General features: G+C 48.2%; 30 protein-coding genes. 23 read left to right on the top strand and 7 right to left on the bottom strand.

The features are described from left to right. Genes WHS43_08635 through WHS43_08645 form a run of 3 tightly spaced genes read left to right on the top strand, consistent with a single transcriptional unit; the run spans position 1 to position 3,500 of the window. On the top strand, positions 1–1,035 hold the full coding sequence (locus WHS43_08635) for an Mrp/NBP35 family ATP-binding protein (GenBank protein ID MEJ5339702.1): 1,035 nt from the start codon (positions 1–3) through the stop codon (positions 1,033–1,035). Positions 1,036–1,038: 3 nt separating this feature from the next. Further along, positions 1,039–2,259, top strand: a complete 1,221-nt coding sequence (locus tag WHS43_08640; GenBank protein MEJ5339703.1) for a cysteine desulfurase family protein — start codon at positions 1,039–1,041, stop codon at positions 2,257–2,259. Then, positions 2,256–3,500 carry an epoxyqueuosine reductase QueH gene (locus tag WHS43_08645; GenBank protein ID MEJ5339704.1) on the top strand — a complete coding sequence of 415 codons (1,245 nt, stop codon included), beginning with the start codon at positions 2,256–2,258 and terminating at the stop codon, positions 3,498–3,500. Before WHS43_08640 ends, WHS43_08645 begins: the two co-directional genes overlap by 4 nt. Here WHS43_08645 and mazG read toward each other — a convergent pair. Beyond that, positions 3,469–4,227 (bottom strand): nucleoside triphosphate pyrophosphohydrolase, encoded by a 759-nt coding sequence (gene mazG, locus WHS43_08650; protein MEJ5339705.1) that lies wholly within the window; start codon positions 4,225–4,227, stop codon positions 3,469–3,471. The genes WHS43_08645 and mazG overlap by 32 nt on opposite strands. A 17-nt stretch (positions 4,228–4,244) precedes the next feature. Here mazG and WHS43_08655 point away from each other — a divergent pair, with 17 nt between their 5' ends. Genes WHS43_08655 through WHS43_08670 form a run of 4 tightly spaced genes read left to right on the top strand, consistent with a single transcriptional unit; the run spans position 4,245 to position 8,217 of the window. Next, a complete protein-coding gene (locus WHS43_08655; protein MEJ5339706.1) occupies positions 4,245–5,450 on the top strand; it encodes a hypothetical protein in 1,206 nt (401 codons plus the stop codon). Positions 5,451–5,474: 24 nt separating this feature from the next. Beyond that, the gene (locus WHS43_08660; protein MEJ5339707.1) at positions 5,475–6,692 is read left to right on the top strand and encodes a peptide chain release factor 1; all 1,218 of its coding nucleotides are present in this window, start codon (positions 5,475–5,477) and stop codon (positions 6,690–6,692) included. Beyond that, on the top strand, positions 6,689–7,285 hold the full coding sequence (locus tag WHS43_08665) for an NYN domain-containing protein (protein MEJ5339708.1): 597 nt from the start codon (positions 6,689–6,691) through the stop codon (positions 7,283–7,285). The genes WHS43_08660 and WHS43_08665 overlap by 4 nt, the downstream gene beginning before the upstream one ends. Then, positions 7,273–8,217 (top strand): bifunctional riboflavin kinase/FAD synthetase, encoded by a 945-nt coding sequence (locus WHS43_08670; GenBank protein MEJ5339709.1) that lies wholly within the window; start codon positions 7,273–7,275, stop codon positions 8,215–8,217. Before WHS43_08665 ends, WHS43_08670 begins: the two co-directional genes overlap by 13 nt. Here the strand turns inward: WHS43_08670 and WHS43_08675 are convergent. The 6 genes from WHS43_08675 to WHS43_08700 are packed head-to-tail and all read right to left on the bottom strand — an operon-like array spanning position 8,191 to position 11,509. Beyond that, on the bottom strand, positions 8,191–8,475 hold the full coding sequence (locus WHS43_08675) for a hypothetical protein (GenBank protein MEJ5339710.1): 285 nt from the start codon (positions 8,473–8,475) through the stop codon (positions 8,191–8,193). The two genes, WHS43_08670 and WHS43_08675, sit on opposite strands and share 27 nt — an antisense overlap. A gap of 11 nt (positions 8,476–8,486) precedes the next feature. Continuing rightward, a complete protein-coding gene (locus tag WHS43_08680; GenBank protein ID MEJ5339711.1) occupies positions 8,487–10,052 on the bottom strand; it encodes a sigma 54-interacting transcriptional regulator in 1,566 nt (521 codons plus the stop codon). A 7-nt stretch (positions 10,053–10,059) separates the two neighbouring features. Then, positions 10,060–10,446: an SCP2 sterol-binding domain-containing protein gene (locus WHS43_08685; GenBank protein MEJ5339712.1), complete on the bottom strand. Its 387-nt coding sequence runs from the start codon at positions 10,444–10,446 to the stop codon at positions 10,060–10,062. A gap of 10 nt (positions 10,447–10,456) precedes the next feature. Then, complete coding sequence (locus WHS43_08690) at positions 10,457–10,762, bottom strand: c-type cytochrome (protein ID MEJ5339713.1); 306 nt, start codon at positions 10,760–10,762, stop codon at positions 10,457–10,459. A 54-nt stretch (positions 10,763–10,816) separates the two neighbouring features. Next, positions 10,817–11,152, bottom strand: a complete 336-nt coding sequence (locus WHS43_08695; GenBank protein MEJ5339714.1) for a DUF2173 family protein — start codon at positions 11,150–11,152, stop codon at positions 10,817–10,819. A gap of 15 nt (positions 11,153–11,167) precedes the next feature. Continuing rightward, positions 11,168–11,509: a DUF2173 family protein gene (locus WHS43_08700; GenBank protein ID MEJ5339715.1), complete on the bottom strand. Its 342-nt coding sequence runs from the start codon at positions 11,507–11,509 to the stop codon at positions 11,168–11,170. Between the two features lie 191 nt (positions 11,510–11,700). Between WHS43_08700 and def the strand changes: the two genes are divergently transcribed. The 16 genes from def to WHS43_08780 all read left to right on the top strand — a co-directional run. Further along, positions 11,701–12,210, top strand: a complete 510-nt coding sequence (def, locus tag WHS43_08705; GenBank protein MEJ5339716.1) for a peptide deformylase — start codon at positions 11,701–11,703, stop codon at positions 12,208–12,210. Further along, on the top strand, positions 12,207–12,476 hold the full coding sequence (locus WHS43_08710) for a septation protein SpoVG family protein (protein MEJ5339717.1): 270 nt from the start codon (positions 12,207–12,209) through the stop codon (positions 12,474–12,476). The genes def and WHS43_08710 overlap by 4 nt, the downstream gene beginning before the upstream one ends. Positions 12,477–12,871: 395 nt before the next feature. Next, entirely contained in the window at positions 12,872–13,507 is a 636-nt protein-coding gene (locus WHS43_08715; protein ID MEJ5339718.1) for a trimeric intracellular cation channel family protein, read from the top strand. 115 nt (positions 13,508–13,622) lie between these two features. Continuing rightward, positions 13,623–14,255: a hypothetical protein gene (locus WHS43_08720; GenBank protein ID MEJ5339719.1), complete on the top strand. Its 633-nt coding sequence runs from the start codon at positions 13,623–13,625 to the stop codon at positions 14,253–14,255. Positions 14,256–14,268: 13 nt separating this feature from the next. Next, complete coding sequence (locus WHS43_08725) at positions 14,269–15,132, top strand: site-specific integrase (protein ID MEJ5339720.1); 864 nt, start codon at positions 14,269–14,271, stop codon at positions 15,130–15,132. After that, positions 15,129–15,983, top strand: a complete 855-nt coding sequence (gene trmD, locus WHS43_08730; protein ID MEJ5339721.1) for a tRNA (guanosine(37)-N1)-methyltransferase TrmD — start codon at positions 15,129–15,131, stop codon at positions 15,981–15,983. The genes WHS43_08725 and trmD overlap by 4 nt, the downstream gene beginning before the upstream one ends. Next, positions 15,874–18,252, top strand: coding sequence for a phosphoketolase family protein (locus WHS43_08735; GenBank protein ID MEJ5339722.1), 2,379 nt, complete (start codon positions 15,874–15,876; stop codon positions 18,250–18,252). Before trmD ends, WHS43_08735 begins: the two co-directional genes overlap by 110 nt. A gap of 7 nt (positions 18,253–18,259) precedes the next feature. Then, positions 18,260–19,300, top strand: coding sequence for an acetate/propionate family kinase (locus WHS43_08740; protein ID MEJ5339723.1), 1,041 nt, complete (start codon positions 18,260–18,262; stop codon positions 19,298–19,300). Position 19,301: 1 nt separating this feature from the next. Further along, positions 19,302–19,523, top strand: a complete 222-nt coding sequence (locus WHS43_08745; protein ID MEJ5339724.1) for a hypothetical protein — start codon at positions 19,302–19,304, stop codon at positions 19,521–19,523. 11 nt (positions 19,524–19,534) lie between these two features. Further along, positions 19,535–20,452: an MBL fold metallo-hydrolase gene (locus tag WHS43_08750; protein ID MEJ5339725.1), complete on the top strand. Its 918-nt coding sequence runs from the start codon at positions 19,535–19,537 to the stop codon at positions 20,450–20,452. Beyond that, a complete protein-coding gene (gene rimO, locus WHS43_08755; GenBank protein ID MEJ5339726.1) occupies positions 20,452–21,720 on the top strand; it encodes a 30S ribosomal protein S12 methylthiotransferase RimO in 1,269 nt (422 codons plus the stop codon). Before WHS43_08750 ends, rimO begins: the two co-directional genes overlap by 1 nt. Further along, positions 21,689–22,819, top strand: coding sequence for a hypothetical protein (locus WHS43_08760; protein ID MEJ5339727.1), 1,131 nt, complete (start codon positions 21,689–21,691; stop codon positions 22,817–22,819). The genes rimO and WHS43_08760 overlap by 32 nt, the downstream gene beginning before the upstream one ends. Before the next feature lie 56 nt (positions 22,820–22,875). Next, positions 22,876–23,481 (top strand): NADH-quinone oxidoreductase subunit I, encoded by a 606-nt coding sequence (locus WHS43_08765; protein MEJ5339728.1) that lies wholly within the window; start codon positions 22,876–22,878, stop codon positions 23,479–23,481. Further along, positions 23,469–23,957, top strand: a complete 489-nt coding sequence (locus tag WHS43_08770; GenBank protein MEJ5339729.1) for an NADH-quinone oxidoreductase subunit J — start codon at positions 23,469–23,471, stop codon at positions 23,955–23,957. Before WHS43_08765 ends, WHS43_08770 begins: the two co-directional genes overlap by 13 nt. Beyond that, entirely contained in the window at positions 23,954–24,256 is a 303-nt protein-coding gene (gene nuoK / locus WHS43_08775) for an NADH-quinone oxidoreductase subunit NuoK (GenBank protein ID MEJ5339730.1), read from the top strand. Before WHS43_08770 ends, nuoK begins: the two co-directional genes overlap by 4 nt. Before the next feature lies 1 nt (position 24,257). After that, a partial coding sequence (locus WHS43_08780) for an NADH-quinone oxidoreductase subunit L (protein ID MEJ5339731.1) occupies positions 24,258–24,710 on the top strand: 453 nt, incomplete at its 3' end.

The following is a 24,710-nucleotide window of genomic DNA, read 5'->3' on the forward strand; positions in this document are numbered from 1 at the left end:
ATGGCAGTAAAGGATGTTATGGAGGCTCTAAGGGATACGGTTGTTAACAACTCAAGGCTCTCTGAGCTTGTCAAGGACATAAAACTTATAGGTAGAACCCTTGAGATAGTCTACAGGCTTCCTCAAAAGGGGCTTGAGGAAGATATAGTTGAAAAGACAAGAAATGCCCTTGAGAGGGTGCCTGATGTAGAAGACATCAAGGTAAGGTTTGTGGAGGATGTTCCTGCACAGCCTGTCATGGGTGCACCTGCCTTTACCAGAAGGAGGGTGCCGGGCATAAAGCATCTGATAGCAGTGGGCAGTGGAAAGGGCGGCGTAGGAAAGTCCACCGTATCTGCAAACCTTGCCCTCGCCCTTTCAAAGCTGGGCTACAGAGTAGGTCTTCTTGATGCGGACATATACGGACCAAGCATCCCCACCATAATGGGGGTAAAGGGTGAAAGGGTCCATGTGGATGAAGGAAACAGGATTATACCGGTGGAGAAATACGGAATAAAGCTGCTGTCTATAGGCTTTTTACTTCCCTCCGAAGATACCCCGGTTATATGGCGTGGTCCCATGCTTATGAAGGCCCTGACCCAGTTCCTCTTTGACGTTAAATGGGGAGAGCTTGATTACCTTGTTCTTGACCTTCCGCCTGGCACGGGGGATGTTCAGCTCACACTGGCTCAGAACGTGCACATGGGGGGTGCAGTGGTGGTTACAACTCCTCAGGATGTGGCTCTGGCGGATGTGAAGAAGGCGGTTGCCATGTTCAAGGAGGTTCAGATACCAGTTCTGGGTGTTATAGAGAACATGGCATACTTTATCTGTCCCGACAGCGGTAAAAAGTATTACATATTTGGAAAGGGAAGGGTGGCAGAATTTGCGACCGCATACGGACTGAAGATCCTTGGCTCCATACCCGTTGACCCTGAGCTTGCGGAGACTTCAGACCTGGGGGTGCCCGTAGTGGAAAGCCATCCCGACTCAGACACCGCAAGGGCCTTTATAAGCATAGCAAAACTTATAAGCGACATAACAGAAAGGAGGTAAAAAATGTTTGTAAAAAAAGCAGGAAAAAGGGTTGTTTACCTTGACCACATAGCCACAACGCCTGTGGCAGAAGAAGTCCTGCATGCCATGCTTCCCTACTTCAGGGAAAACTTTGGAAATCCCACATCCCTGCACAGTTTTGGACAGGTGGCAAAGAAGGCCATAAACGAAGCCCGTGAAAAGCTGGCAAGTCTTACCAACGCAAACTCTCCAGAGGAACTCATCTTTACTTCTGGTGGTATAGAGGCAAACAACCTTGCCATAAAGGGTATAGCGGAGGCATATGAAAAAAAGGGAAGGCACATAGTCACCACAGAGATTGAACACCACTCTATTCTCCACCCCCTCAAGAGCCTTGAAAAGAAAGGTTGGGAAGTTACATACCTAAAGCCCGATAACTACGGCCTCATAGACCCTCAGCAGCTGGCTGATGCCATCCGGCCCGATACGGTGCTGGTGAGTATAGGACATTCCAACAGGGAAATAGGAACCATACAGAACATAAAGGAGCTTGTCCGGGCTGCAAAGGAGAAGAACCCAAAGGTTATATTCCATACGGACGCCTGCCCCACACTGGGACACTACCCTGTAGACCTTAAGGACTGGGGCGTGGATGCTGCATCCTTTACCGCCCATCTCATGTATGGACCCAAGGGCGTGGGAGCCCTCTGGACGAGGAAGGGCGTGAAGATAAGACCACTCATTGAGGGTGGAACTCAGGAAAGGGGGGTCAGAGCGGGAACTGAGAACGTGCCGGGCATAGTGGGCTTCGGCGCTGCATGCGAGCTTGCCATGAGAGAATTATCTGACAGGATGCAGAGGCTGTCTTCTTACAGAGACAGGCTCAGAAAGGGTCTGGAAGAAAGGCTTGAGATGATAGAGTTTACTGGGCATCCCATCCAGAGATTACCACACCACCTATCTCTGATCGTGCATCTTATAGAGGGGGAGGCTATGCTTCTCAGGCTTGACCTCATGGGCATAGAGACGGCCTCTGGTTCCGCCTGTGTATCCCTCGCCCTGAAGCAATCTCATGTGCTCTTTGCGGTAGGTGTTCCAAAAGAGGTGGCAAACGGCTCCATAGTTTTCAGTTTTGGAAGGGAAAACACGGAGGAAGACGTAGAATACGTTATAGAGGAGTTTCCAAAGACAGTGAAACTGCTCAGAGAGCTATCTCCCTTTAATCCTGAGAACTGGGAGCAATATGTAAAGGGTAAAAAATGAAGATTCTGGTTCACATCTGCTGTGCTCCTGATGCGGTTTACTTTCTCAAAAGGCTGAGAGAGGACCATCCTCATGCACAGCTTGTGGGCTTTTTCTACGACCCCAACATCCACCCCTACGAAGAATACAGACTGAGGCTTCTGGAAACCCACAGGGCCTGCAGGGAGCTGGGCATAGAGCTCCATGAAGGTGAGTATGACCTGGAAAACTGGCTATCTGCGGTAAAGGGCTATGAGGAGGAGCCAGAAAGAGGCAGGAGGTGCGCCATATGCTTTGACTACAGGCTTCTCAGGAGCCTTGAGTTTGCAAAGGAGGTGGGTGCAACCCACCTGACCACAACCCTTCTCATGAGCCCCAAGAAGGAGTTTCTCATGCTAAAAGAAAGTGGTGAAAAGGTATGTGAGGGCTCGGGCATACAGTTTCTCCCTCTGGACTATCGCAAGGGTGGTGGCACTCAGGAGATGTTCAGGCTCTCTAAAGAGCTTCAGTTTTATCATCAGGACTACTGCGGATGCATTTACGGACTTTTCAAACAGAAAAAGGGAGATGTGCACTGGGACCTCCTATCTTCTGGCGGAAGGAGACCTGGAAGCAAAGAGGAGCTGAGTTTTATAAAGGAGATAAGGCTCTTTGCACAGGGTGAGCTTGGTCTTTCCTGCAGGGAATGGGAGTTTGGGTTCATAAACTGGCGGCTCCTTCAGGGAAGGCTGGAGGTAGCAGGTCAGACAGTCCCTTCCTTTGTCCGACCCTACTCTCCTTCCATAAAAGGTCTTCTGAAGGCGGACCCGGAAGAGAAGGTGGGAAGGGTCATATACTTCAACAAGGGAGGTCTAAAAGTTATACTCACAGAGGGGCTCAGAGACGAGCCTCTTGATACGCCAGACAACCTCTGCAGTCCCACCTTTCTTGTGCCAGAAGATTATGAGGAGCTTCTTCTGAAAAATCGTGTTTCAGCCACACTTCAGACGGAGATAGTCCCAGAAAGGTCTCTTCTTTTAATTATTGGCAGCACAGAGGCTGAGGAAATAGTCCACCTGCCTGCAGATACCCTTCAGGATGGAAGGGGTATAAGCATGGACTGGCTCAGGGAGTTTCTCTCAAGGGGGCGGAGGGAAATTGCTATAGGAAAAAGAGCTTACCTTGTAGCCGGCGCCAGCAGTCTGGGAAATCCTGGCATAAGATACTTTGAGGAGAGAACGGGCAAAAAGGTCAGCAGTCTTCTCTGTAATCAAAACTTTTAGACTCAAGCCATAGCACATCCATCTCCTGAAGGGTCATATCCTTTAGCTCCCTGCCCATCTCTCTGGCTCTCCTCTCCATATACCTGAACCTTTTTTCAAACCTGTCGTTGGCCTTCTGCAGGCAAAGCTCGGCGTCCAGCCCCAGAAGCCTCCCAAGCTCCACCACCGCAGTGAGGAGGTCGCCCAGCTCGTGCTCCAGCTCTCTTCTATCTCCCAGAGCCATGGCTTCTTTTAACTCCTGTAGCTCCTCCATGAGCTTCTCTATGACCTGCTCGGGTCTTTCAAAGTCAAAACCCACAAGGCTCGCCCTGTCCTGAAGCTTCTGAGACCTCATAAGAGCTGGAAGATTTCTGGGAACACCATCAAGGACGCTCTCCCTTTCTCTGAGCTTTCTCTCCTCCCAGTTTCTGAGAACCTCTTCCGGGCTTTCACAGCCAAAGACATGAGGGTGGCGGTCTACGAGCTTTTTGCTGAGCCCTTCTATCACATCCTTTATGTCAAAGGCAGACCTCTCCTTAGCTATCTGAGAGTGGAAAACCACCTGAAGCAGAAGGTCTCCAAGCTCTTCTTTCAGCTTCTTGTCATCACCCGAGTCTATGGCATCAAGGAGTTCATAGGCTTCCTCTACAAGGTATTTTTTCAGGCTCTGGTGTGTCTGAGACCTGTCCCAGGGACATTTTGAGCGTAGCTCTTCCATGATATTCAGGAGTCTATCAAAGGCTTCCATGGGCTATATTATAGTCTATGCTGAGAGAGGCTCTGAAACTGCTTTTCCTCATAGTATCCTACAACTTCATACTTCATTACCTGTCCACCTTCCTGCCAGTCCCCCTATTCCCCTATCAGATGGAAGATATTCTCATGGTAGCATCCTTTGTTTCAGCTCTTTACCTGGCCTGGCTTTTTGGATACAGAGAGAGAACAGTAATCTGGCTTGCATACGTTTCCCTCTTTCAGGTTGTAGGACTTTCATTCTTGAGAGAAGACTATGAGGTCATAACCCAGTTTCTTCCACCTCTTTTGCTGACCGTTTCCCTTATATGGCTTTTTGAATCTCCCATGGAAAGAAGAACGAGAAGGCTTGAGGAGGAAAGAAGGAGGCTTGAGGAAGAGCTTAGAAGGAATGACGCAGAACTCAGAAGACTTCTTGAGCAGATAAACCTTTCAAAAGACCTCGCAGAGAGGCTTTCCAGGGAGAAGGAGATCATAGAGAGGGAATTCAGAAGGCTGAGGGAGGAAGAGCTCGCAGAGAAGGAAGAGCTTGAGCGTGAGAGGGAAATTCTGGTCCAGAAGCTTCAGGAGAATCAGAGAAAACTCACTGAATACACAGATAGGCTTGAAAGACTTACAAAAATAAACAGAGAACTCTTTGAGATGCTCGAAGCTATACAGGATGTAGAGCCAAAGGGAGGAAAAGAGGAAGTATCAAGATTAAGACAGGAGAGGAAAAGGCTTTCCAGAGAGCTCATACAGATGCAGGAACTTTTAGAGGAACTATCAAGAGAAAACATGGAGATAAGTAAAAAATACGAGGACCTCCTGAAGAAGTTTGAACAGGAAAGGAGAGAAAGGGAAAGGCTTGAGGTGGAGGTAGAAAACCTTCTCAAGCAGGTAGAGAACAGGAAGGAAGTCTATGAGGAAGTGTTTTCCTTCCTGTTTGAAAACATAGAGTTTGAAGAGAGAGCGATAAGGGAATTTTTGGAGCTTGACAGGGTTGCAAAAAGGGAGTTTCTCAGAGAGCTCATGCTACTGAACATGAAGGACAGGGACGAGAGGTTTGAGGTCATGAAGGGATACAGAAATGTCTTCAAGTTAAAGCCCATGGGCGGGAGGATATACTTTACCTTTGGTGGAGTAAAAAGATGGAAGGTGATAGGCATGCTATGGGGTGAGGAGGACAAGACCAAGGACAGATACGCCAGGGAGCTTCTGGTAAAATATAAGGATTAAAGGAAATCAATGAGGAGGTAGTTGATGAAAAGCCTGAAAGACGCTATTGAAAGGCTTTTGAGCTTCAGACCCGATGGTTACATGGTAACAAACCTCTATCTCAGGCTTGGAGTGGAGGAAAGAACTGACAGAAAGTATCTCAGGACCTTTAAGGACCTTGTTAAAGCTCAGAAGGAATACTCAGAAGGATGGGGACTCAAGGATGATGTGCTGAAGTCCGTTGAAGAGGACTTTAAGAAAATGGAGGCCTTCCTTTCAGAGCCTGAAAACCTCAAGGGATGTAGGGGTATTGCCCTCTTCTCCTCATCCGCCAGGGGACTCTTTGAGGTCATAAAACTCCCATACACTTACAGAAACAGACTTATGCTATCCCAGGACCCTTTAATAAGGGAAATAGCCACCATTGATGAAGAGCTTGGCAGGATAGGAATACTCCTTATAGACAGGAAGCATGTGAGGTTTTTCCTCATGGACCTTGAAGGAGTTGAGGAGGTTCTGGACTTTGTAGAGCCTCTGGCAACGAGAGCACACAGGTTCCACTCTGGGGGAAGTATGCTGAAGGGTGCAGAGGGCACCATGAAGTTCTCCATGCCATCCAGAATAGGTGGTCCAGACATGGTCCAGCACTCCTTTGGCGAATACAGGTTTAACATGAGGATAAAGGAAGAAAGGCACAGGCTTTTCAAGATTGCAGGAGATGCCCTCATGGAGGCATGGAAAGAGAGCAAGTTTGACAGGCTAATAATTGGCTCTGACAGAGAAGATGTAAGAGAGATTGAGAACCACCTGCACCCATACCTTCTGGAAAGGCTTGTGGGATACATAAACATTAACCCCTCCTACGTGGAGGACACAGAGCTGAAAGAAAAGGTTTACCACTTGCTTATCCAGAAGAGTAGAGAAGAAGAGTTTAGGCTGCTTGATGAACTCAAAGAAATGGAGGGCAAGGGTCTTGCAGTCAACGGCACTTCAAAGGTTCTCCAGCAGCTATACAATGGTAATGTTCGGCTCCTTCTTGTCCCTGAGAGCTTTCATAAGCCAGGCTATGTCTGTGAAAGGTCCCGCCTCCCACTCTTAGAGCCAGAATGTCCTGCAGAGGAAAAGGTGTATGCTGTGCCTGATGTAATAAATGAGGTGATTGAGCTTGCCCTAGAGGAAAGAGCCAGAGTGAAGACAGTTCTCTCGGAGGAGGTCCAGAAGAGGATAGATGGGCTTGCCTGCTATATGCGGTTTGCTCTATGAACTATGAAAGGGTCCTCATATTCATAGACGGCTCCAACCTCTTTCATGCCATAAGGTATATGAACATAAAAATAGACTATCAGAAGCTGGTAGAGTTCCTCAGAGAGGACAGAAGGCTAATAAGAGCTTACTTCTACGGTGCTGTGCCCCAGGAAAAGGACATAAAAAAGAACAGCCCCGAGTGGGAAAGCTATCTGAGACAGAGGAGGTTTCTTGAAGAGCTCTCACTCCAGGGCATAAAGGTAAAACTGGCGAAGCTCAGAAGACTTCCCTCTGGTGAATACATAGAAAAAGAGGTGGATATAATGCTGGCAACAGACATGCTCAGCATGGCATACATGAACACCTACGACACTGCGGTGCTGGTAAGCGGAGACAGCGATTTCTCCTATACGGTGGAAGAGGTGCAGAGGATAGGTAAAAGGGTTGAGAACGCCACCTTCAAAAGGACGAGCTCTTACCACCTCCGGAAAGTCTGCGACAGGTTTCTGCTCCTAGACGATTACATGGACAGGTTTGTGGTGGAGGAAAAGATAGAGCTAACTCAAGAACTCAGCTTCTGGGAGAGGATAAGAAAGTTATGGAAAAGGTAATCTGTCTGAAGACAAGCCAGAGTGGTTGTCTGAAAGGCCTGAAGTGTGTGGAAGAGTTAAAAGAACCTTCTGTGGTCACTGTTGGGAATTTTGATGGCGTTCATAGGGGACATAAACATCTTCTGGAAAGGGTTATATCAAGGGCAAGAGAAAAGGGGCTGAGAAGCCTTGTCCTGTCCTTTTACCCCCATCCTCTCAAAATACTGAGCCCGGCGCAGGCACCCTGTGAGCTCACGGACTTGTGGGAAAGGGCAAAGCTGATGGTTGATGAGGGGGTGGACTGGGTTGTCTTCGTGAAGTTTGACAGGAGGTTTTCAAGGCTCTCCGCCGAGGAGTTTATAAGGGAGGTTCTCTGGGAAAGGCTAAAGTGCAGGCATCTTGTGGTAGGCTACGACTGGAGGTTTGGATACAGACGCGAGGGTGAAATAGAGCTTGCCAAGGAGCTGGGAAGAGAAATGGGTTTTCATGTGGAAGAGACTGAGCCTTTCAGGATAAACGGTCATGTGGTAAGCAGCACTCTGATAAGAAGACTGCTACACATGGGAAGGCTTAAAGAGTCTGCTCTTTATCTGGGGAGGAACTATGCCCTGAGAAGAAGGGTTGTAAGTGGAGACAGAAGAGGTTCCTCTCTTGGCTTTCCAACCGCAAACCTTGAAAATACAGAAAACCTCTGCCTAAAGGAGGGTGTGTATGCAGTCAGAGTTGAAGATAATTTCATGGGTGTTGCCAACTATGGGGTAAGACCAACCTTTGGAGGAAAGAGAAAGGTTCTTGAAGTCCATCTCCTTGACTTTGAAGGGAACTTGAAAGGTAAGGAGATAAAGGTGGAGTTCCTGAAGTTTATCAGAGAGGAGAAAAGGTTCTCCAGCCCGGAGGAACTAAAGAGGCAGATAGCTCAGGACATATCAGCTGTCAGAAGCCTCCTGGGATGAGTAGCCTATATAGAGGACTTTGCCAGCTTTTGTAAGTCCGAAGGACCTTTCCATTCTATCCCTCAAGCCCTTTTTGTTCTCCAGAAAATCCTTAAGAGTTTTTGGCTCTCCGTGGGCTCTCAACATGTATTCTTTTACCTCTCCGTTTTCAAAATGAATCCTTACTGGAAGACAGTAGAACTTGGAATTTTCACCATCGTGGCATCTTTCTATTTCTCCGATTACCTCAATGCGAAGGCTTTTTGCCACTATTTCCATGGTTGTATATTTTAACCCATACCCAGTTCTTTTAGCTTCCTCCAGAGGGTGGTTCTGTGCATGCCGAGCATCTTTGCCGCAAGGCTTCTGTTTCCTCCCACCTGTTCAAGAATCCTTTTTATTCTCTCTCTTTCTTCATCCCGGTCGCCCTCTGCAGCTTCCACCTCTATCTGAATGTCTTCCACATTTATGAAACTCCCCCTGCAGGTGATGACCGCACGCTCTATAATGTTTTCAAGCTCCCGCACATTACCGGGGAAGTGGTAGGAAAGGAGAAGCCTCAGGGCTTCAGAAGATATTCCTCTTATCTTTCTTGAGTATTTTCTTGAATACTTCTCTAAAAAGTGGTTCACAAGGGCTGGTATATCTTCTTTCCTCTCTCTGAGGGGAGGTAGATACAGTCTTACAACGCTTAGCCTGTAGTAAAGGTCCTCTCTAAATTGCCCCTGTCTTATCAGTTCCCTGAGGTTTCTGTTGGTGGAGGCTACTATACGCACGTTTGCCCTTCTTGTTCTGGTATCTCCGAGCCTTTCAAACTCCTTCTCCTGCACCAGATGAAGAATCTTCGCCTGAAGATGCATGGGCATATCACCAATCTCGTCCAGAAACAGGGTGCCACCATCCGCAAGCTCCACCTTGCCGGGTTTGTCTTTGACCGCACCAGTGAAAGCTCCCCTCATGTATCCGAATAGCTCTGCCTCAAGAAGGCTCTCGGGTATGGCGGCGCAGTTGACCTTGACAAAGGGACCATCCCTCCTGGGAGATAGGTAATGTATATATCTTGCAAGAAGACTCTTGCCAGCGCCCGTCTCTCCTTCAAGAAGGATGTTCACATCATAATCTGAGACGGTCTTTACCGTGTCCAGCACCTTCTGGAAGGCGGGACTCTTGGTTATGATGGTTTCCTCCTCACCCAGCTCACATATAGATACCTCGTTAACCACATAAAGAGATGCCACATAACCAAATCCAGAGGACATGGGAGAAATGAGAAGAGATGCTCTTTGCCTTCCACAGGGTGTTTCCACGAATATGTCTGCCCTCTCGCCCTCTGGAGGGAGCTCCTGAAGGGAGAGGTTTATAAGCTCTTTTATGTTTCTACCTGCCAGTGTTTCTCCTTCCTCTCTACAGAGCATCCTTCTTGCAACCCTGTTATGCTCCACCACATTGCCCTCTGGGTCAAGCACCAGTATGGCTTCCACTATGGAGTTCAGTATGGTTTCCTTGTATGTTCTCTGACGCTCGGCCTCCACTATACAGTGAACCACGTTACTCACATCTCTGAAGACCTCAAGAACCCCCACAAACCTATCCCCTTCGTAAAGGGGCGACATGCTCCAGCAGGCATGCTTTGAACTTGATGTCTCCACGTCGTAGACCTGAACCCCTTCCCCCTCCTCCCTTACATACCCAAAGGGGCAGTTTTTGCATATGGAGAAAAGGCCTATACAGCTTTTCCCTTCAAGCTCCTGAACTCCCAAAAGCCTCTTTGCAGAGCTGTTGGCATATACCACATGAAAGTTTTCATCTATTACAAGAACACCGTCAAAAAGCCCCTCAAGGAAGGAAAAATCCATAGCAAAATTATAAATCCCAGCTTGTGGGCACCTTTGACATCATCCTGAGGCTCTCCTCAAAGGCTGACATGTATTTCATGGCGGTTATCATGGAACCCTTGAACTTCAGCCTTTTTGTCAACATTGCTGCACGGGGACCCATATCCCCAGTTGCCAGCTTTTTCCAGTTTTCCGGGCTTGCCCAGAGCTCAAAGTCATATTTGTGGGCGTTTGCCCTTCCGGCGGATTTTGCCACACCCTTTTCCACTATAAGCTCTACTGCATCGCCCTCTTTACCCTCTATGAAATACTTTATGGTAGCGGAAAAGTCCTTGAGGTCAGATTTGAGCTTTTCGTTTCTGTTCCATTCTTCCATGTAAGCCCTCATCCATTCTTCTGACAGAAACCTGTGCATTCTTAACCTCCTATTCTAGTGAAAGTATCCACTGGACTATCTGTCTTGCTTCTGCTTCTGGTATTTTCTGCGGTGGCATGGGCACATTACCCCATACACCGGCGCTGCCTTTCAGAGTCTTCTCTGTGAGATAATCCACTGTATCCTGTCTGCCTTTATACTTCTTGGCTATGTCCGTATAACTGGGTCCCACCTTTTTTGCCTTCACATCATGGCATGCCATACATCCCCTCTGCCTTGCCAGCTGTTCACTGGCATAGAGACTACTCAAAAACCCTCCCACCAGAAAAGCACTAATAAAGAGGGTTCTCCACATACTGGCCTCCAGTAATAAAAAGGAGGGAAGGCTCAGGACCTTCCCCTGTGGCGGTCACTTGCCTGCCTCTTCCCTGAGTGCCTTGAAAACCTCGTTGAAGGAAACTTCGTCGTTGTTTACAAAGACGCCCACGTTACCCATTACGCATACGGAATATTTAGGACCGGTAAGAGCCCATCCATGCAGTGGGGTCCACTCCTGACCGGAGAAGGCTGTGTAACCGTCTGCCTGCATCTTTGCCATCATGTTGTTTGCGGCGCACATCTCCGCTGCCATTGCTGCGTGCTCTTCGGAAATGTTGCCCTTGTAGGCAACCAGCTTGCCGTCGTTGGTAAACTCTCCTGCAGCCCAGACACCTTTAATTTTCATAAGCCTGTCAAGGTTTACCATGGCTTTCACCTCCTTTTAGATATACTTGGAAAGGGTTTCAAAGGTCTTGTCAAAGTCCGCCTTGTCAAGCTCTACAAATACGCCCACGTTGCCCATTATGCAGGCAGCGTATTTACCGCCAGCAACCGCAAAGCCATAGACTGGATAAAAACCATCCTGACCCGTGTAAGCACTCCAGCCCTTCGCCTGCATGTTGCCCATGAGCTTGTTGGCGGCACACATCATGGCTGCGATTTCTGCAGCCTTTTCTGTTATGTTTCCATAGTAGGCAAGCAGCCTACCATCATCGGTGAACTCTCCTGCTGCCACTGCACCGGGCAGCGACATTAAGTCTTTGAGCTTGCTGAGTGTTGCCATGATTCCACCTCCTTTAAAGGTTTTCATTTTATACATATGCAAACAGAGTGCCATACTGAGCTGTTTTTAAAGCAAGGAATATAAGGTCTTTTAAAGGAGTATGTCTTAACTCATATGTTGCATGTTGCAACAGTGGTGCAACATAGGGCAGGACTTGAAACTGCTGAAAGACGGCATAAACTTTTACCCTTATGGTAAGAGAGATACTGACATTCCCTCATCCTGCTTTGAAGACTCCAACTAAGAAGGTGGACGCCATAGACAGGGAGATAAAAGAACTTGTCAGAGATATGTTTGAGACCATGTATCATGCGGAAGGTGTGGGGCTTGCTGCCAATCAGATAGGGGTGAGCCTTAGAATTATGGTGATAGACACCACGCCCAAGAAGGAGAGCCCACCTCTGAAGCTGGTTCTTATAAACCCGGAGGTTATATCCGCAGAGGGAAACACAAAATACAGAGAGGGTTGTCTTTCTTTCCCTGGGCTTACGGTAGAGGTAGAAAGGCACAGCAAGTTAAGGGTGAAGGCTCTTGACCTGAATGGGGAAGAGAAAGAATACGAGCTTGAGGGCTTTCCTGCCATAGTTTTTCAGCACGAGATGGACCACCTTTTGGGTATAACATTCCTTGACAGGTTGAACGGGCTGAGGAAAAGACTGGCTCTTGAAAAATACTCAAAGCTTCAAAAGCAGAGAGTATGAAAGTGGAGCTTGTGGACTTTTATCCCTTTGAAGTGTCCACAAGGAAACCACGCCTTCTTGCCTACGCAGATGTAAGACTTGATGGGAAGATACTTATAAGGGGGATAAGGCTCTATGAAGCAAGGAACGGGGGCTTCTTCATATCCATGCCTGAGTATAACCCTGAGACAAAAAGGGCGATGGTGGAAGTGGAGGATAAAGAGCTTCTGGAAAGGATAAGAAGAGTATTGGTAGACCAATACAAAAACATTATCTCTCAATCTTGACGTGGTTTCCTGAGTGGTGTATACTTACAACCGCAGGAGGGGTCATGAGACTTTCCTGTGATATAGAGTTGAAGAGGGGCGTGGAGGTGCCACATAACTTCAGGCAGGGACTTTTGTCTCTGGTCAAAGAATCAATAAAAAGGAGCTCAGAGGATGGTGAGCTGTTTTATAGGGTCTGGTACTCTTACAACAGACAGAAGCCTTTTACTTTCTCTGCTTTTTTCCCTTTGAAAAGGGTAAAAGGAAAGTCAATTCTTGATGGGGATTTCTTTAGTTTTAGCCGCCAATTGTGGGATTGAAAGGTATCCGCTAAATAGTCCTGTAATTCTTACAGGTGAGGTTTTAGCTGCCAATTTTGGAAGCCTCCGGTTTAGAGTCGTAAGAGAGATTAAAATATGGTAGTGCCCGTTGATGTTGACCAGCTTTTTCAACTCACAAACTTGGTGGGTATAGTTACATTTTCAGTAGCTGGTGCCCTCAAAGGAATAAGGGAAGGGCTTGACCTTCTTGGAATAGCCACTCTAGGTGTGGTAACTGCTCTTGGTGGAGGTATGCTCAGGGACATAATGGTGGGAAAGATTCCAAACGCTCTCCTATCACCCTATGACATGAGCCTTGCCCTTTTGGGTGTTCTCATATCACTGCTTCTTCACACAAGAATCAAAAGACAGCTTGAAAACAGGTATGCCTTTCTCTTACTTGATGCCGTAGGGCTGTCAGCCTTTACCACCACGGGTGCTATTCTGGCTTACAGCACAGGTGTGTCCTTTTATGGTGTTGTGCTCCTCGCCACCATCACTGGCGTAGGTGGAGGTGCAATAGGGGACATACTTCTCAGACGGGTCCCATGGGTGCTGAAAGAAGACTTCTACGCCACATGTAGCATAATCGGGTCAGTGGTCTTTTATGTAAGTATGGAAATCATTCAGAATATTACCCTTTCCTCACTAGCATGCACCCTCAGTACCCTCATACTGCGTATACTTGCAATTGTTTATGGGTGGAGGCTGCCGAGGATTGTGAGAGGATAGCTAATATAATAGCAATTATATTAACACAGACGGAGCGGGTCTGTTTAACTGACATCTGTTGACATCTGACATCAGACATTATAAAATTCTGTCAAAATATTGAAAGGAGGCTGTCATGGAGAATGACAGGGGATTTGTCAAAGTGAAGGCATCCGAATACGCCCAGCTCATGGACCTGTCTCTCAACACGGTAAAGAATCGTATAAGGGCCGGGGTCTTGAAGGGAGGCAAGGAGGAAGATGGTATATGGTATGTTTACCTTACTCAGGAAGAGCTGGAACACATAAGAGGTTTTAGAGAGGTTCAGGAAGATAGAAACAGGAGCCTTCAATCAAACCTTGAGGGGCTGAAATCAACCCTTGAAGGTAGTTTAATAGCCACATACATGTCCGCACTTATGCAGAAGGAACAGCAGAAAGAACAACTTCTTCATGAACTCTCAAGTCTTTATACGCTCCTTGCTATAAGGGAGAAGGAGATGGAGTTTTTATTGAAAGAGCTTGAAAACACTAAGGAAAGATGCAGAGAAAAGGAGCTGGAAAACCAGAAGTTAAAGGGGATAATAGAAGAGAAGGAAGAAGTAATCAAAAGGCTTCAAGAAGAACTGAGAGAGAAGGAGCATATTCTGAACCAGAAGGAGCTGGAACTCCAGAGGGTTGTGCTGGACAAAGACAGAGAGTTACTAAGCAAGGAAATGGAACTATCTACCCTTCGCATGGAACTGGAGAAGAGAAAGAAGAAGGAATAAAATTAATAAGACCATGGACGGGCTTTTAGACCTCTGGGTTAAGAGCCTGAGCAGGACAAAGAGCCAAAGGACTGTAATCACCTACAGCATGTGTCTTGCCTCTTTTCAGAAACATGTAGGTAAGGGCATGAATCTTCTCGAAATTGAACCCATGAAGGTTTTTTCATACATTGACTCCTCTGAGCTTTCTGTAACCTCTCTTCTGACCCACCTCTCTGCTATAAAGCATTTTTATAAATTCGCCTTTAGAAGGGGATGGCTTAGCAAGGAACAGTTCTCCGAGCTTGAAGCAGTTATTGAAGAGATAAGGGAAGACCTTTCAGGCTCCAGGTCGCAGAAAAGCCCGAAAGCTCTCAGCAAGGAAGAATTGAGCAAAATCTTTGAAACGGTAAGAAATACAAAGTACGAGCGTGTATATAGCCTTCTTCTATACAGTGGTATAAGGCTTTCTGAATATGCCCAGCTCAGAAGGGAGTTCTTTCAGAGGGACAGGAACAATATATACTGGCTGAGACTGCCTGCGGAGGTAACCAAGAGGGGGAAGGAAAGACTGGTTCCCATAATGGGTCCATCAAAAGAGGAGACCATGAGCATAAACGAAAAGCTTGATTACTGGCTTCAGGATTACGATGCTTTCATTATGGTAAAGGCAGGTTCTTTGCAGGTCTATACCAACAGGCTTTCTCAAAGACTGGGCATTCCCTTTTCTGTGCATAGCTTCAGGCATACATACATAACGAACCTTGTAAACTCAGGCTTTCCTGCAGAGGTGGTAAAGGAGTTTGCAGGACACTCAAATGTAAAGACAACCATAGACATATACTACCGTTTCAGTCAGGAGAGGGCAAGGATCATGGTGGAGAACTTTCTCAGATGAAGTTCTTTGTTTTCACCATCTTCCCTCAGGTCATTGAATGCTACGCCAGCTACGGCATAGTAAAACAGGCTCTAAAAAAGGGTGCCCTTGAGCTTTTTGTCCTTGACCTGAGAGACTTTGCTCACAAGAGACAGGTGGATGATAACGCCTACGGCGGACATCCGGGTATGGTGATAAAGCCAGAGCCTGTCTTCGGAGCATACGAGCATGTAATGAAAAACTTTGGCAAGCCCCACACCATAATCCCACAGCCTTGGGGCAGAAGGCTCACTCAGGCAGACCTTGACAGGCTATCAAAGTTGGAGAGCATTGCAGTCATATGCGGGAGGTATGAGGGGCTGGATGAGAGGGTCAGCGCGCTGGCGGATGAGGAGCTATCCTTAGGGGACTTTGTGCTGGCTGGGGGTGAGCTTCTGGCTCTTGTGCTTCTTGAAGGCATAGCAAGGCTTCTACCGGGAGTCCTTGGCGAGCCTGAGAGTATAAGAAAAGACTCTTTCAGAAGATGGCTGGGTGCACCCGTATACACCAGACCTGCAGAGTTCATGGGGATGAAGGTGCCTGAGGTGCTTCTCTCGGGCAACCATCAGCTCATAAGCCTGTGGGAGCTGTGGCACTCCATAGAGAGAACCTTCAGGCTCAGAAGAGACCTTATTCCGGAATACATGAACAACTTAGAGAGCTCCATGCTCTCATCTATAATGGAAGGTAAGAGATTTGAAGAGTGGCTGGAGGAGGTGGGTTATGAAAGAGCTGTTAAGAGCCTTCAGAGCGTGCAACTATCTGGCTGTGGGGATGATTTATCTGAGGGACAATCCCCTTCTGAAGGAGCCCCTCAAGAGAGAACACCTTAAGAGAAGACTGCTGGGACACTGGGGAGCAAGCCCCAACATAAGCCTTGTGTATCTGGCTGCAAGCTATACACTCAGAAGATACTCTGTGAACTCCCTTCTTGTGGTGGGTCCCGGACATGGAGCACCCGGATACATAGCGCCTCTCTACCTTGAGGGAACTCTTACCAGCTTCTATCCGGAGTTTTCAAGGGACGCAGAGGGTATGAAGAAACTTTTTAAGTCCTTTTCCTTTCCCGGTGGTCTTGGTAGCCACTGCACTCCCGAGCTTCCGGGCTCCATACAGGAGGGAGGAGAGCTTGGCTATAGCCTATCTCACGCCTTCGGTGCTGTCTTTGACAACCCTGACCTCGTGGCAGTTGCCATAGTGGGTGATGGTGAGGCGGAGACTGGACCGCTCGCCACCGCCTGGCATTCTAGCAAGTTCCTCAACCCCCAGAGGGATGGGCTGGTTTTGCCAGTGCTATCACTAAACGGCTACAAGATAAACAACCCCACCCTGTTTGCGAGGATTCCAAGGGAAGAGCTCATAAGCCTTCTGAGAGGCTACGGCTATGAGCCCCTCTGGGTGGAGGGAGAGGAGCCTGAAGAGGTGATGGGTCAGATGCTTCAGGCTGTGGAGACCGCCTTTGAAAGGCTCATGGAGCTCAGAGGAAAGGCTATAAGACCCGTGCTTCCCGCCATAGTCCTCAAGACTCCCAAGGGATGGACTGCACCAAAGGAATTTAGGGGAAGATACATTGAGGGCTACTGGAGGTCCCATCAGGTTCCCCTGTCAGAGGTGCACGAAAATCCCGAAAGCCTGCGTCTTCTTGAAGAGTGGCTCAGGAGCTACGGACCTCAGGAGCTCTTTGACGCAGAGGGAAAGCCCCTCATAGACTGTCGTGAGGTCTTTCCCGAGGAGGGCAGAAGGCTTGGAGACACGCCCTACGCCAACGGTGGACTGCTGAGAAAGCCCCTTGAACTGCCAGAGGCCGAGAGGTTTGAGGTGGAAAAGTTTACACTTCACAGCAACACTCTCCCTCTGGGATACTATCTGAGGGAAGTTCTGAAGAGAAATCCCCGCAGCTTCAGGGTCTTTGGTCCTGATGAGACCGCCTCCAACAGACTCCATCCCACCTTTGAGGAGGGAAAGGCATGGATGCTGGAAAGGCTACCGGTAGACGAAGACGAAGGTCATCTCAGCCCCGTGGGCAGGGTGATGGAGATGCTCTCAGAACATACGGTGGAGGGCTGGCTGGAGGGATACCTGCTTACAGGCAGGCATGGAATTCTGAGCACCTACGAGGGCTTTGCCCCCATAATAACCTCCATGGTAAACCAGTTTGGAAAGTGGCTGGACATTTCACTGGATGTGCCATGGAGGGCACCCATAAGCTCTCTCAACCTCCTTCTTACCTCCGTGGTCTGGAGGCAGGACCACAACGGCTTTACCCATCAGGACCCCGGGTTTATAAACAGCATAGTGGACAAGTGGCCCAATGTGGTCAGGCTCTACTTTCCCTGCGATGCTAACACCCTTCTGGCAACTGCGGAGCTGTGCCTTAAATCCACCAACAGGGTAAACATCATAGTGGTGGACAAACAGGTCCATCCCCAGTATCTGAGCTATGAGGGGGCTTATAGGCATGCCATAAAGGGCATAGGAATATTTGACTTTGCAAGCACGCACACGGATAGAGAACCCGATGTGGTGCTCGCAAGCTGTGGTGACATACCCACCAAGGAGGGGGTATGTGCCTCTTTTATTCTGAGGGAGTTTTTCCCCGACCTTGCCATCAGGTTTGTGAACGTGGTCAACCTCTTCAGGCTTACTCCCGATAGCGAGCATCCCGACGGTCTCCCCGACAGGGACTTTGACGCCTACTTTACCACAGACAGACCCATAATCTTCAACTTCCACGGATATCCGTGGCTTATACACAGGCTCACCTACCGCAGGAAGAACCACAAAAACCTCCATGTGAGAGGCTACAGGGAAAACAGAAGGTTCGGCATAGACGCCACCCAGATACAGCCCTTCCTCAGGGGAAGGGGTGGTATTACCACGCCCCTCCAGCTTGCCATAATAAACCAGATAGACCGTTTCAGTATAGCCATAGACGTGATTCAGAGAACGCCCACACTGCAGGCAAAAGGAGGAAAATACATAGACCTTCTAAAGGACATGCAGATAAGGGCTTTAAAGCATGCCTACGAGGAGGGAGTAGATGACCCGGAGTTTTCCGACGAGAACTTTCTTGTGCCTGAATTACGGAAGTTCCTCCCTTAAGTATGCTATGTTTTCTGAAGATAGGGAGCTTCTCAGACAGAAGAAAAGTCTGACATGCATAGAGGAACTGCCATCTCTAATACACCAGATTGCAGAAAGTCTGCCAGAGCACCCTCAGTATGTCCTCCACAGGGTAGTGCACGGCATGGAACACGAAAGCCCCATGCGGATAACAGAGGAGACGCTCAAGATTCTGGAAGAACTCACCCGCATAAACCCCCTCCACAACTCCATAGCTTTTGAGGGCATAAGTTTGAGCCTTCAGCTTTTTGGAAATAGCGAGCATTACGCCATTTTTGACACAGACTTTCACAGGAGCATACCCGAATACGCAAGGCTTTACGGAGTGGACTACCAGCTATACAGCCAAGGCATAAAGAAGTATGGCTTTCACGGCATATCTTACTCCTACCTCCTGAGTAAATCTGAAGAGCTTCTCAAGAAGAAAAGTCCCAGCCTTATAATGATGCACTTGGGGCAGGGGTGCAGCGTCTGTGCGGTAAAGGAAGGTGCGTCGGTGGATACTTCTATGGGTTTTACGCCCCTTGAGGGCCTTCTCATGGTCTCAAGACCTGGGGACGTGGATGCGGGTGTCCTTCTTTACATGCTCCGCTCCGGAATGCCAGTGGAAGAGCTGGAAAGAAAACTCTACCGGGAGGCTGGTATAAGAGCCATAGCGGGAGTTTCCAGCTTTGAGGAGCTCATGGCTATGAAAAAAGGAGGAGATGAAAGGGCAGACCTTGCCTTCAGGGCTTTCCTTCACAGGCTTGTAAAGTATGTGGGTGCCTACTGGTTTCTTCTTGAGGGGAATGTGGATGCTCTTGTGTTCTCTGGGGGCATAGGGGAGAACAGCCCTGAAGTGAGAGAGGAGCTCTGTAGAAGGCTTGCCTTTTTGGGTGTAAGGCTTGACATTGATGCAAACAGGAAGAGCTGTAAGGTGATAAGCTCAGAGGAAAGCACCATAAAGGTCCTTGTGCTGAAAACGGATGAAGAGTTGCAGATGGTCAGCATACTTGCGGAATACCTTGAAGGTAATAAAATCATATAGCATGGAGCTCTTATACAACATAGTGGACGAAAGAACCGCAAGCATTCTTGAAAAGCAGGAAAGGGACAAGCAAAAGTTGTTGAGTTATTTTCACCGGCTTGAGGAGAAGCAGGAAAGAGATAAACAGGAGCTAAAGGCGGAGATAAGACATCTCAACCAGAAGTTTGACAACATGATAAACCTGTTTGTAAGTTTATTAACACAGAAGAATAAGGAAAAATAGAGGAGGCAGTCATGCGATACCTGAAGCTGGCTTTTTTACTGGTCTTTATTGCCTACGCCATGGCGCCGGAGATGAAACTCAGAAGAGTGCAGAAGGACATTTACATGGTCCGGGGTGTGGATGCACTGCCTTCTTTAGAAAACAGGGGCTTTATGTCCAATGCCTTTGCAGTGCTTACAGAGGAAGGCTGGGTGGTTGTAGATGCCCTTTCAACTCCTGAGCTTTCAAGGGAGTTTGTGCAAAACCTGATGAGGGTAAAGAAGGCTCCCGTAAAATACGCCATAATAACCCACTACCACCCAGACCACTGGTATGGAGCGAAGAGCTATAGAGACCTCGGAGCCAAGATTGTGGCTCATAAAAAGCTGATGGAGTTCTACCAGTCGGGTGAGGCAAGGCTTGCCCTTGAGGGTGCAAAGCAGAGGTTTGGAGAGCTCTTCAAAAATGTGGACCTTGTCCCACCTGATGTGGTAGTAGAGGACAGGTATACGTTGAAGGCAGGGAGAAAGACCTTTGAGATAGTTTACATGGGACCTGCCCATACGGACAACGACCTCGTAGTTTACATGCCCACAGAGAAGGTTCTGTTTACGGGAGACCTCGTGCTGAAGGACCGTATTCCCTTTATGGGAGACAGGGGGGCGAGCTCAAAGGGGCTTGTGGAAGCTCTTCAGAAGATAAAGAAGATGGACGCAAAAGTTCTCCTTGGAGGACACAACGAGCCCATGGATATGTCCGCCGTTGACTTTACCCTTGGCTATGCGCAGTTCCTCAGGGAAGATATAAAAAGGCTGAAGGAACAGGGCAAGAGTATAGACGAGATAAGAGAAGCCCTGAAAGACAACCCCTACAGAAAATATGTCATGTATGATGCTTTCCACAATGCCAACCTTTTCAGGATAGACTCAGAGCTTGATATGGAGGAGTGATGAAGGTAGGTGTTATAAGCCTTGGCTGTGCCAAGAATCTTGTGGATACGGAGGTGCTCCTCGGAAAGTTGAAGGGCGGTGGTGCAAGATTGGTAAGCGACCCTAGAAATGCGGATGTTATAGTGATAAACACCTGCGGTTTTATAGAGCCTGCAAAGGCGGAAGCCATAGAAACAATCCTGGAGTTTTCTGAAAAGAAGAAGGTTATAGTAATGGGCTGTCTGGTGCAGAGATACAGAGAAGAGCTGCAGAAGGAGATTCCAGAGGTGATGGCATACTTTGGAACAGAAAGCTGGAATGAAGTGCTGAAGTTCCTCGGTCTTGAGTCTGCAGAGAGGTCAGAAAGGGTTCTTACCACGCCCAGTTCCTATGCCTATCTGAAGATTGCTGAAGGATGCAACAGGCTCTGCTCCTTCTGTGCCATTCCTCTCATAAGGGGGAAACATCGCTCAAAGCCCATGGAAGAAGTCCTCCGGGAAGCCAGATATCTGGCAGAAAGGGAAGTAAAGGAGCTGTGCGTAGTCTCTCAGGACACCACTTACTACGGAAGGGACATCTACGGAAAGGGTGCACTGGTAAAACTTCTGCAGGAGCTTGAAAAGATAGAGGGCATAAGGTGGATAAGGCTCCTGTATCTGTATCCCACAGAGGTAGAGGAAGAGCTCATCTCCCTTATGGCTGATTCTGAAAAGCTACTTCCTTACTTTGACATGCCCCTCCAGCACATAAGCTCCGAGGTGCTCAGAAGCATGAGAAGGGGCTATGACGAGTCCTTTGTAAGGGGGCTTGTAGAGAAGATAAGGAAAAAGCTTCCTCAGGCGGTGCTGAGAACCACCTTCATAGTGGGCTATCCCACAGAGACCGAGGAGGACTTCAGGAGGCTTTTAGAGTTTGTCTCCGAGGGGCACTTCCACTGGTTAGGTGTCTTTACCTACTCTCAGGAGGAGGGCACGCATGCTTTTCCTCTGGGAGACCCCTGGTCGGCGGAGGAAAAAGAAAGAAGAAAGACAGAGCTTCTCAGCCTTCAGGAGAGCATAACTCGTAAGAAAAACGAAGAGTTTGTGGGCAGGGAACTTGAGCTAATTATTGATGGTTTTGATGATGAGTTTGGCTATATTCCTGTTGGCAGGATATACGCTCAGGCACCAGAAGTGGACGGAATAACTTACTTAGAGACAGAAGGAGAGCTAAAGACCGGAGATATGATAAGGGTAAAAATCACTCAGGTGGGAGGGTATGACCTTGGGGCTGTGGAGTGCAAAGATTGAATACGTCCTGCCTTCTCTCCTCCTGACTCTGCTGTTTCTCCTTTGGTATTTTGGCTATGGCAGGCACAGGCGTGAGCTCTTTGACTTTTACAACTCCATAGGGGCAAAACACACGGGCTACAGGTGGCTTATCTTTCCCGTTGCAGAGCTTGAAGCTGATGGCAAGAAATTTAGGCTTTTCACAGAGGGAGGACGGGGGCTTTATGCCTTCAAAGTAAGCCTTGAAGTTCAGGCACTGGGCTACCTGAGGCTCTGGCGTGGGGGTCTCCTGGACAGAATCCTTTTCAGAAGGCGGTATATGGAAGGAATCTTCGTGGAGTATGAGGACAGCCAGTGGGCTGAGAAGCTACTTGGCAGGGAGGATTTTAAGGATATGGTCAAAAAGCTCTTTGACCTGCCCGGTCTGAGCTCTGTTGAGATAAAGGGCAAGAAACTCATCCTCTGCTGGCATCTGGGCGGTATGGACAGGTTCAGAAAGGTGGTGAGCAAGGAGGCAGTTTTAGAAGCCTTTAAAATAATGGCAGACCTTGGAAAAACCATAGACGCCGTGCCCTCTGCAGAGGTCTACAGAGAAACTCTCAGGGGCTGGCTCACTCTGAAGCTACCGATCTTTGCCACCATACTCTTGAGCATTGCGGGCTTTTTTCTTGGCTTTTACAGGTATGACCATGTCTGCGACCATGAAATTCTGCTGGCTGGCTTTAAAATACTGATGCCCATTGTCATTCTCTACACAGCCTCTGTTCTTTTCCTGACTGGAGGTCCCACGCTCGGGCAGAGGGTGATTCTTAAGACTTTCTTTATCTGTCTGGTATGCATACCCATGATAAGCCTCTTCTTTCTCACTTGGGTGAACGGATACTTTGACAGGTCTGAGCCAGAGTTCAAAAGAGATACAATAGCAAGAAAATACCACCTTATCAGAGGTGGGCACAGAGTGGTGCTCGCAGAGCTTCATAAAAGTAAGTGGTGTGACAGCTTTAAGGTCTCTGAGGGTTTCTACATGAGGGCACAGGTGGGAGACAGAGTGGAGTATGCAGTCAAGAGAGGTTTTCTTGGCGTGAGCTGGCTATACAGAAAACTGAGTTTAACAGAGTGAAATATGTCATAAACTTTTGCATAACTGCCTGGCTTGCCTTAAAATAATAGCCCACTATGGGCATAAAGAAAGTAGACAGGAAGGCTTTTCTTAACCTGTTGGAAACAGTTTTGTTCGTGGACTTTATAAAGGGTCTTTCCGTGACCCTGACAAACCTCTTCAGGAAACCCATAACCACCAACTATCCTCTGGAAAAGCTCACCCCCCCAAAGCGATACAGAGGAGCTCACGGACACTTTGTCTGGGACGGCACTGAGCCGGACTCTCTAAAAGCCATAGAAAAGTTCATGAGCTACGAGAAGGGCAAGAGCAGGTGCGTTGCCTGTTATATGTGTCAGACCGCCTGTCCCATGCCCACTCTTTTCAGGATAGAGGCGGTGCAGATGCCCGATGGCTCAAAGAGGGTGGTGCGTTTTGACATGAACCTGCTCAACTGCCTTTTCTGCGGGCTATGCGTGGATGCCTGTCCGGTTGGCTGTCTTACCATGACGGACCTCCATGAGCTTGCGGGGTATACGAGGCGAGAGGGCGTTCTCAGGATGGGTGAACTTGAAGAAAACGCCATAGACTGGAAAAAAAGAAGGGGCTCTGAGCCAGACCGCATATGGATAGATGACCAGCACAGGGAAAAGCTCTGGGGGAAGATTCAATGGAGTGGCTGATTTTTGCCTTCCTTTCTGTCTGGGCAGTGCTCTCAAGTATGGGGGTGCTTTTTCTGAAAAACCCAGTTCATGCCATACTTTCCTTTATAAGTCTTATTCTTGCAGTGGCTGGTATGTTCCTGCATATGAGGGCTGAGCTTCTGGCAGGCCTGCAGTTAATCATATATGCGGTTGCCATAGTGGTCTTTTATGTGCTGGTGATAACCACCATACCCTGGGAAAAGGTAAAGAGGTTTGAGGGCTTTTACAAAAGGGAGTTCTTTTTTGGCTTTCCCCTTCTCCTTGCCAGCTTTGCCCTCTTTGCTTACGCCATACTGAAGGGAAACTTTGCCAGAGTTGGAACTGCTGGAGCTGACAATGTAAAAGAGGTGGGTAAAAGCCTATTTTCCACTTACCTCTTTCCTCTTGAAGTGGCTTCTGTTATACTATTGACCGCCATGATAGGAGCCATACTTCTCGGGAGGAAAGAGGAGTGACCATAGAAAAAGCTTATATGCTCATAAGCATATTTTTGTTCCTTTCTGGTCTTCTCGGTGTTATCATAAGGAAGAACCTTATAACACTGCTTATAAGCACAGAGCTCATGCTGAACGGAGTGAATCTAGCCCTTGTGAGCGTGGACAGGATTGTGGGTGGTATAGAGGGGCAGGTATTTGCCCTCTTTATACTTGCCGTGGCTGCCTCTGAGGTGGCAGTGGGGCTTGGCCTCATAATTGCCCTCTTCAGACTTAGGGGCTACGAGGGTTCTTCTGAGATAACACACCTGAGGGACTAAAATGGAAGGTCTGGTGGTTCTTTTTTCACCCCTGATAGCCTTTGTGGTCATTGCCCTCCTTGGCTCAAGAATGGGTGATATGGCTTCTGCTGTGCTCTGTATCCTGGGAGGTGCCTTCTCCTTTGTCTTCTCCCTCTGGGCTACTTTCAAAGCCCTAAATGAGCCCTTCTCTGTTAAGCTCTACAACTTTCTGCCTATGGGTGATTATACTCTCTCCTTTGGTCTTCTCTTTGACCCCCTTTCTTCTATTACCGCCTCTGTGGTCACCTTCGTGGCTACTCTTATCTTCATCTACTCCGTAGGCTATATGCACAACCTTTTTGGTCAGTGGACTTTTAAGTTCTACGCTTATCTGTCTATGTTTCTGTTTGCCATGCTCCTTATCGTGCTCTCTGATAATTTGCTGGGTATCTTCTTTGGCTGGGAGGGTGTGGGTCTTGCTTCTTATCTTCTT

It is taken from the genome of Aquificaceae bacterium (assembly GCA_037481935.1).
Classification (GTDB): domain Bacteria; phylum Aquificota; class Aquificia; order Aquificales; family Aquificaceae; genus Pampinifervens.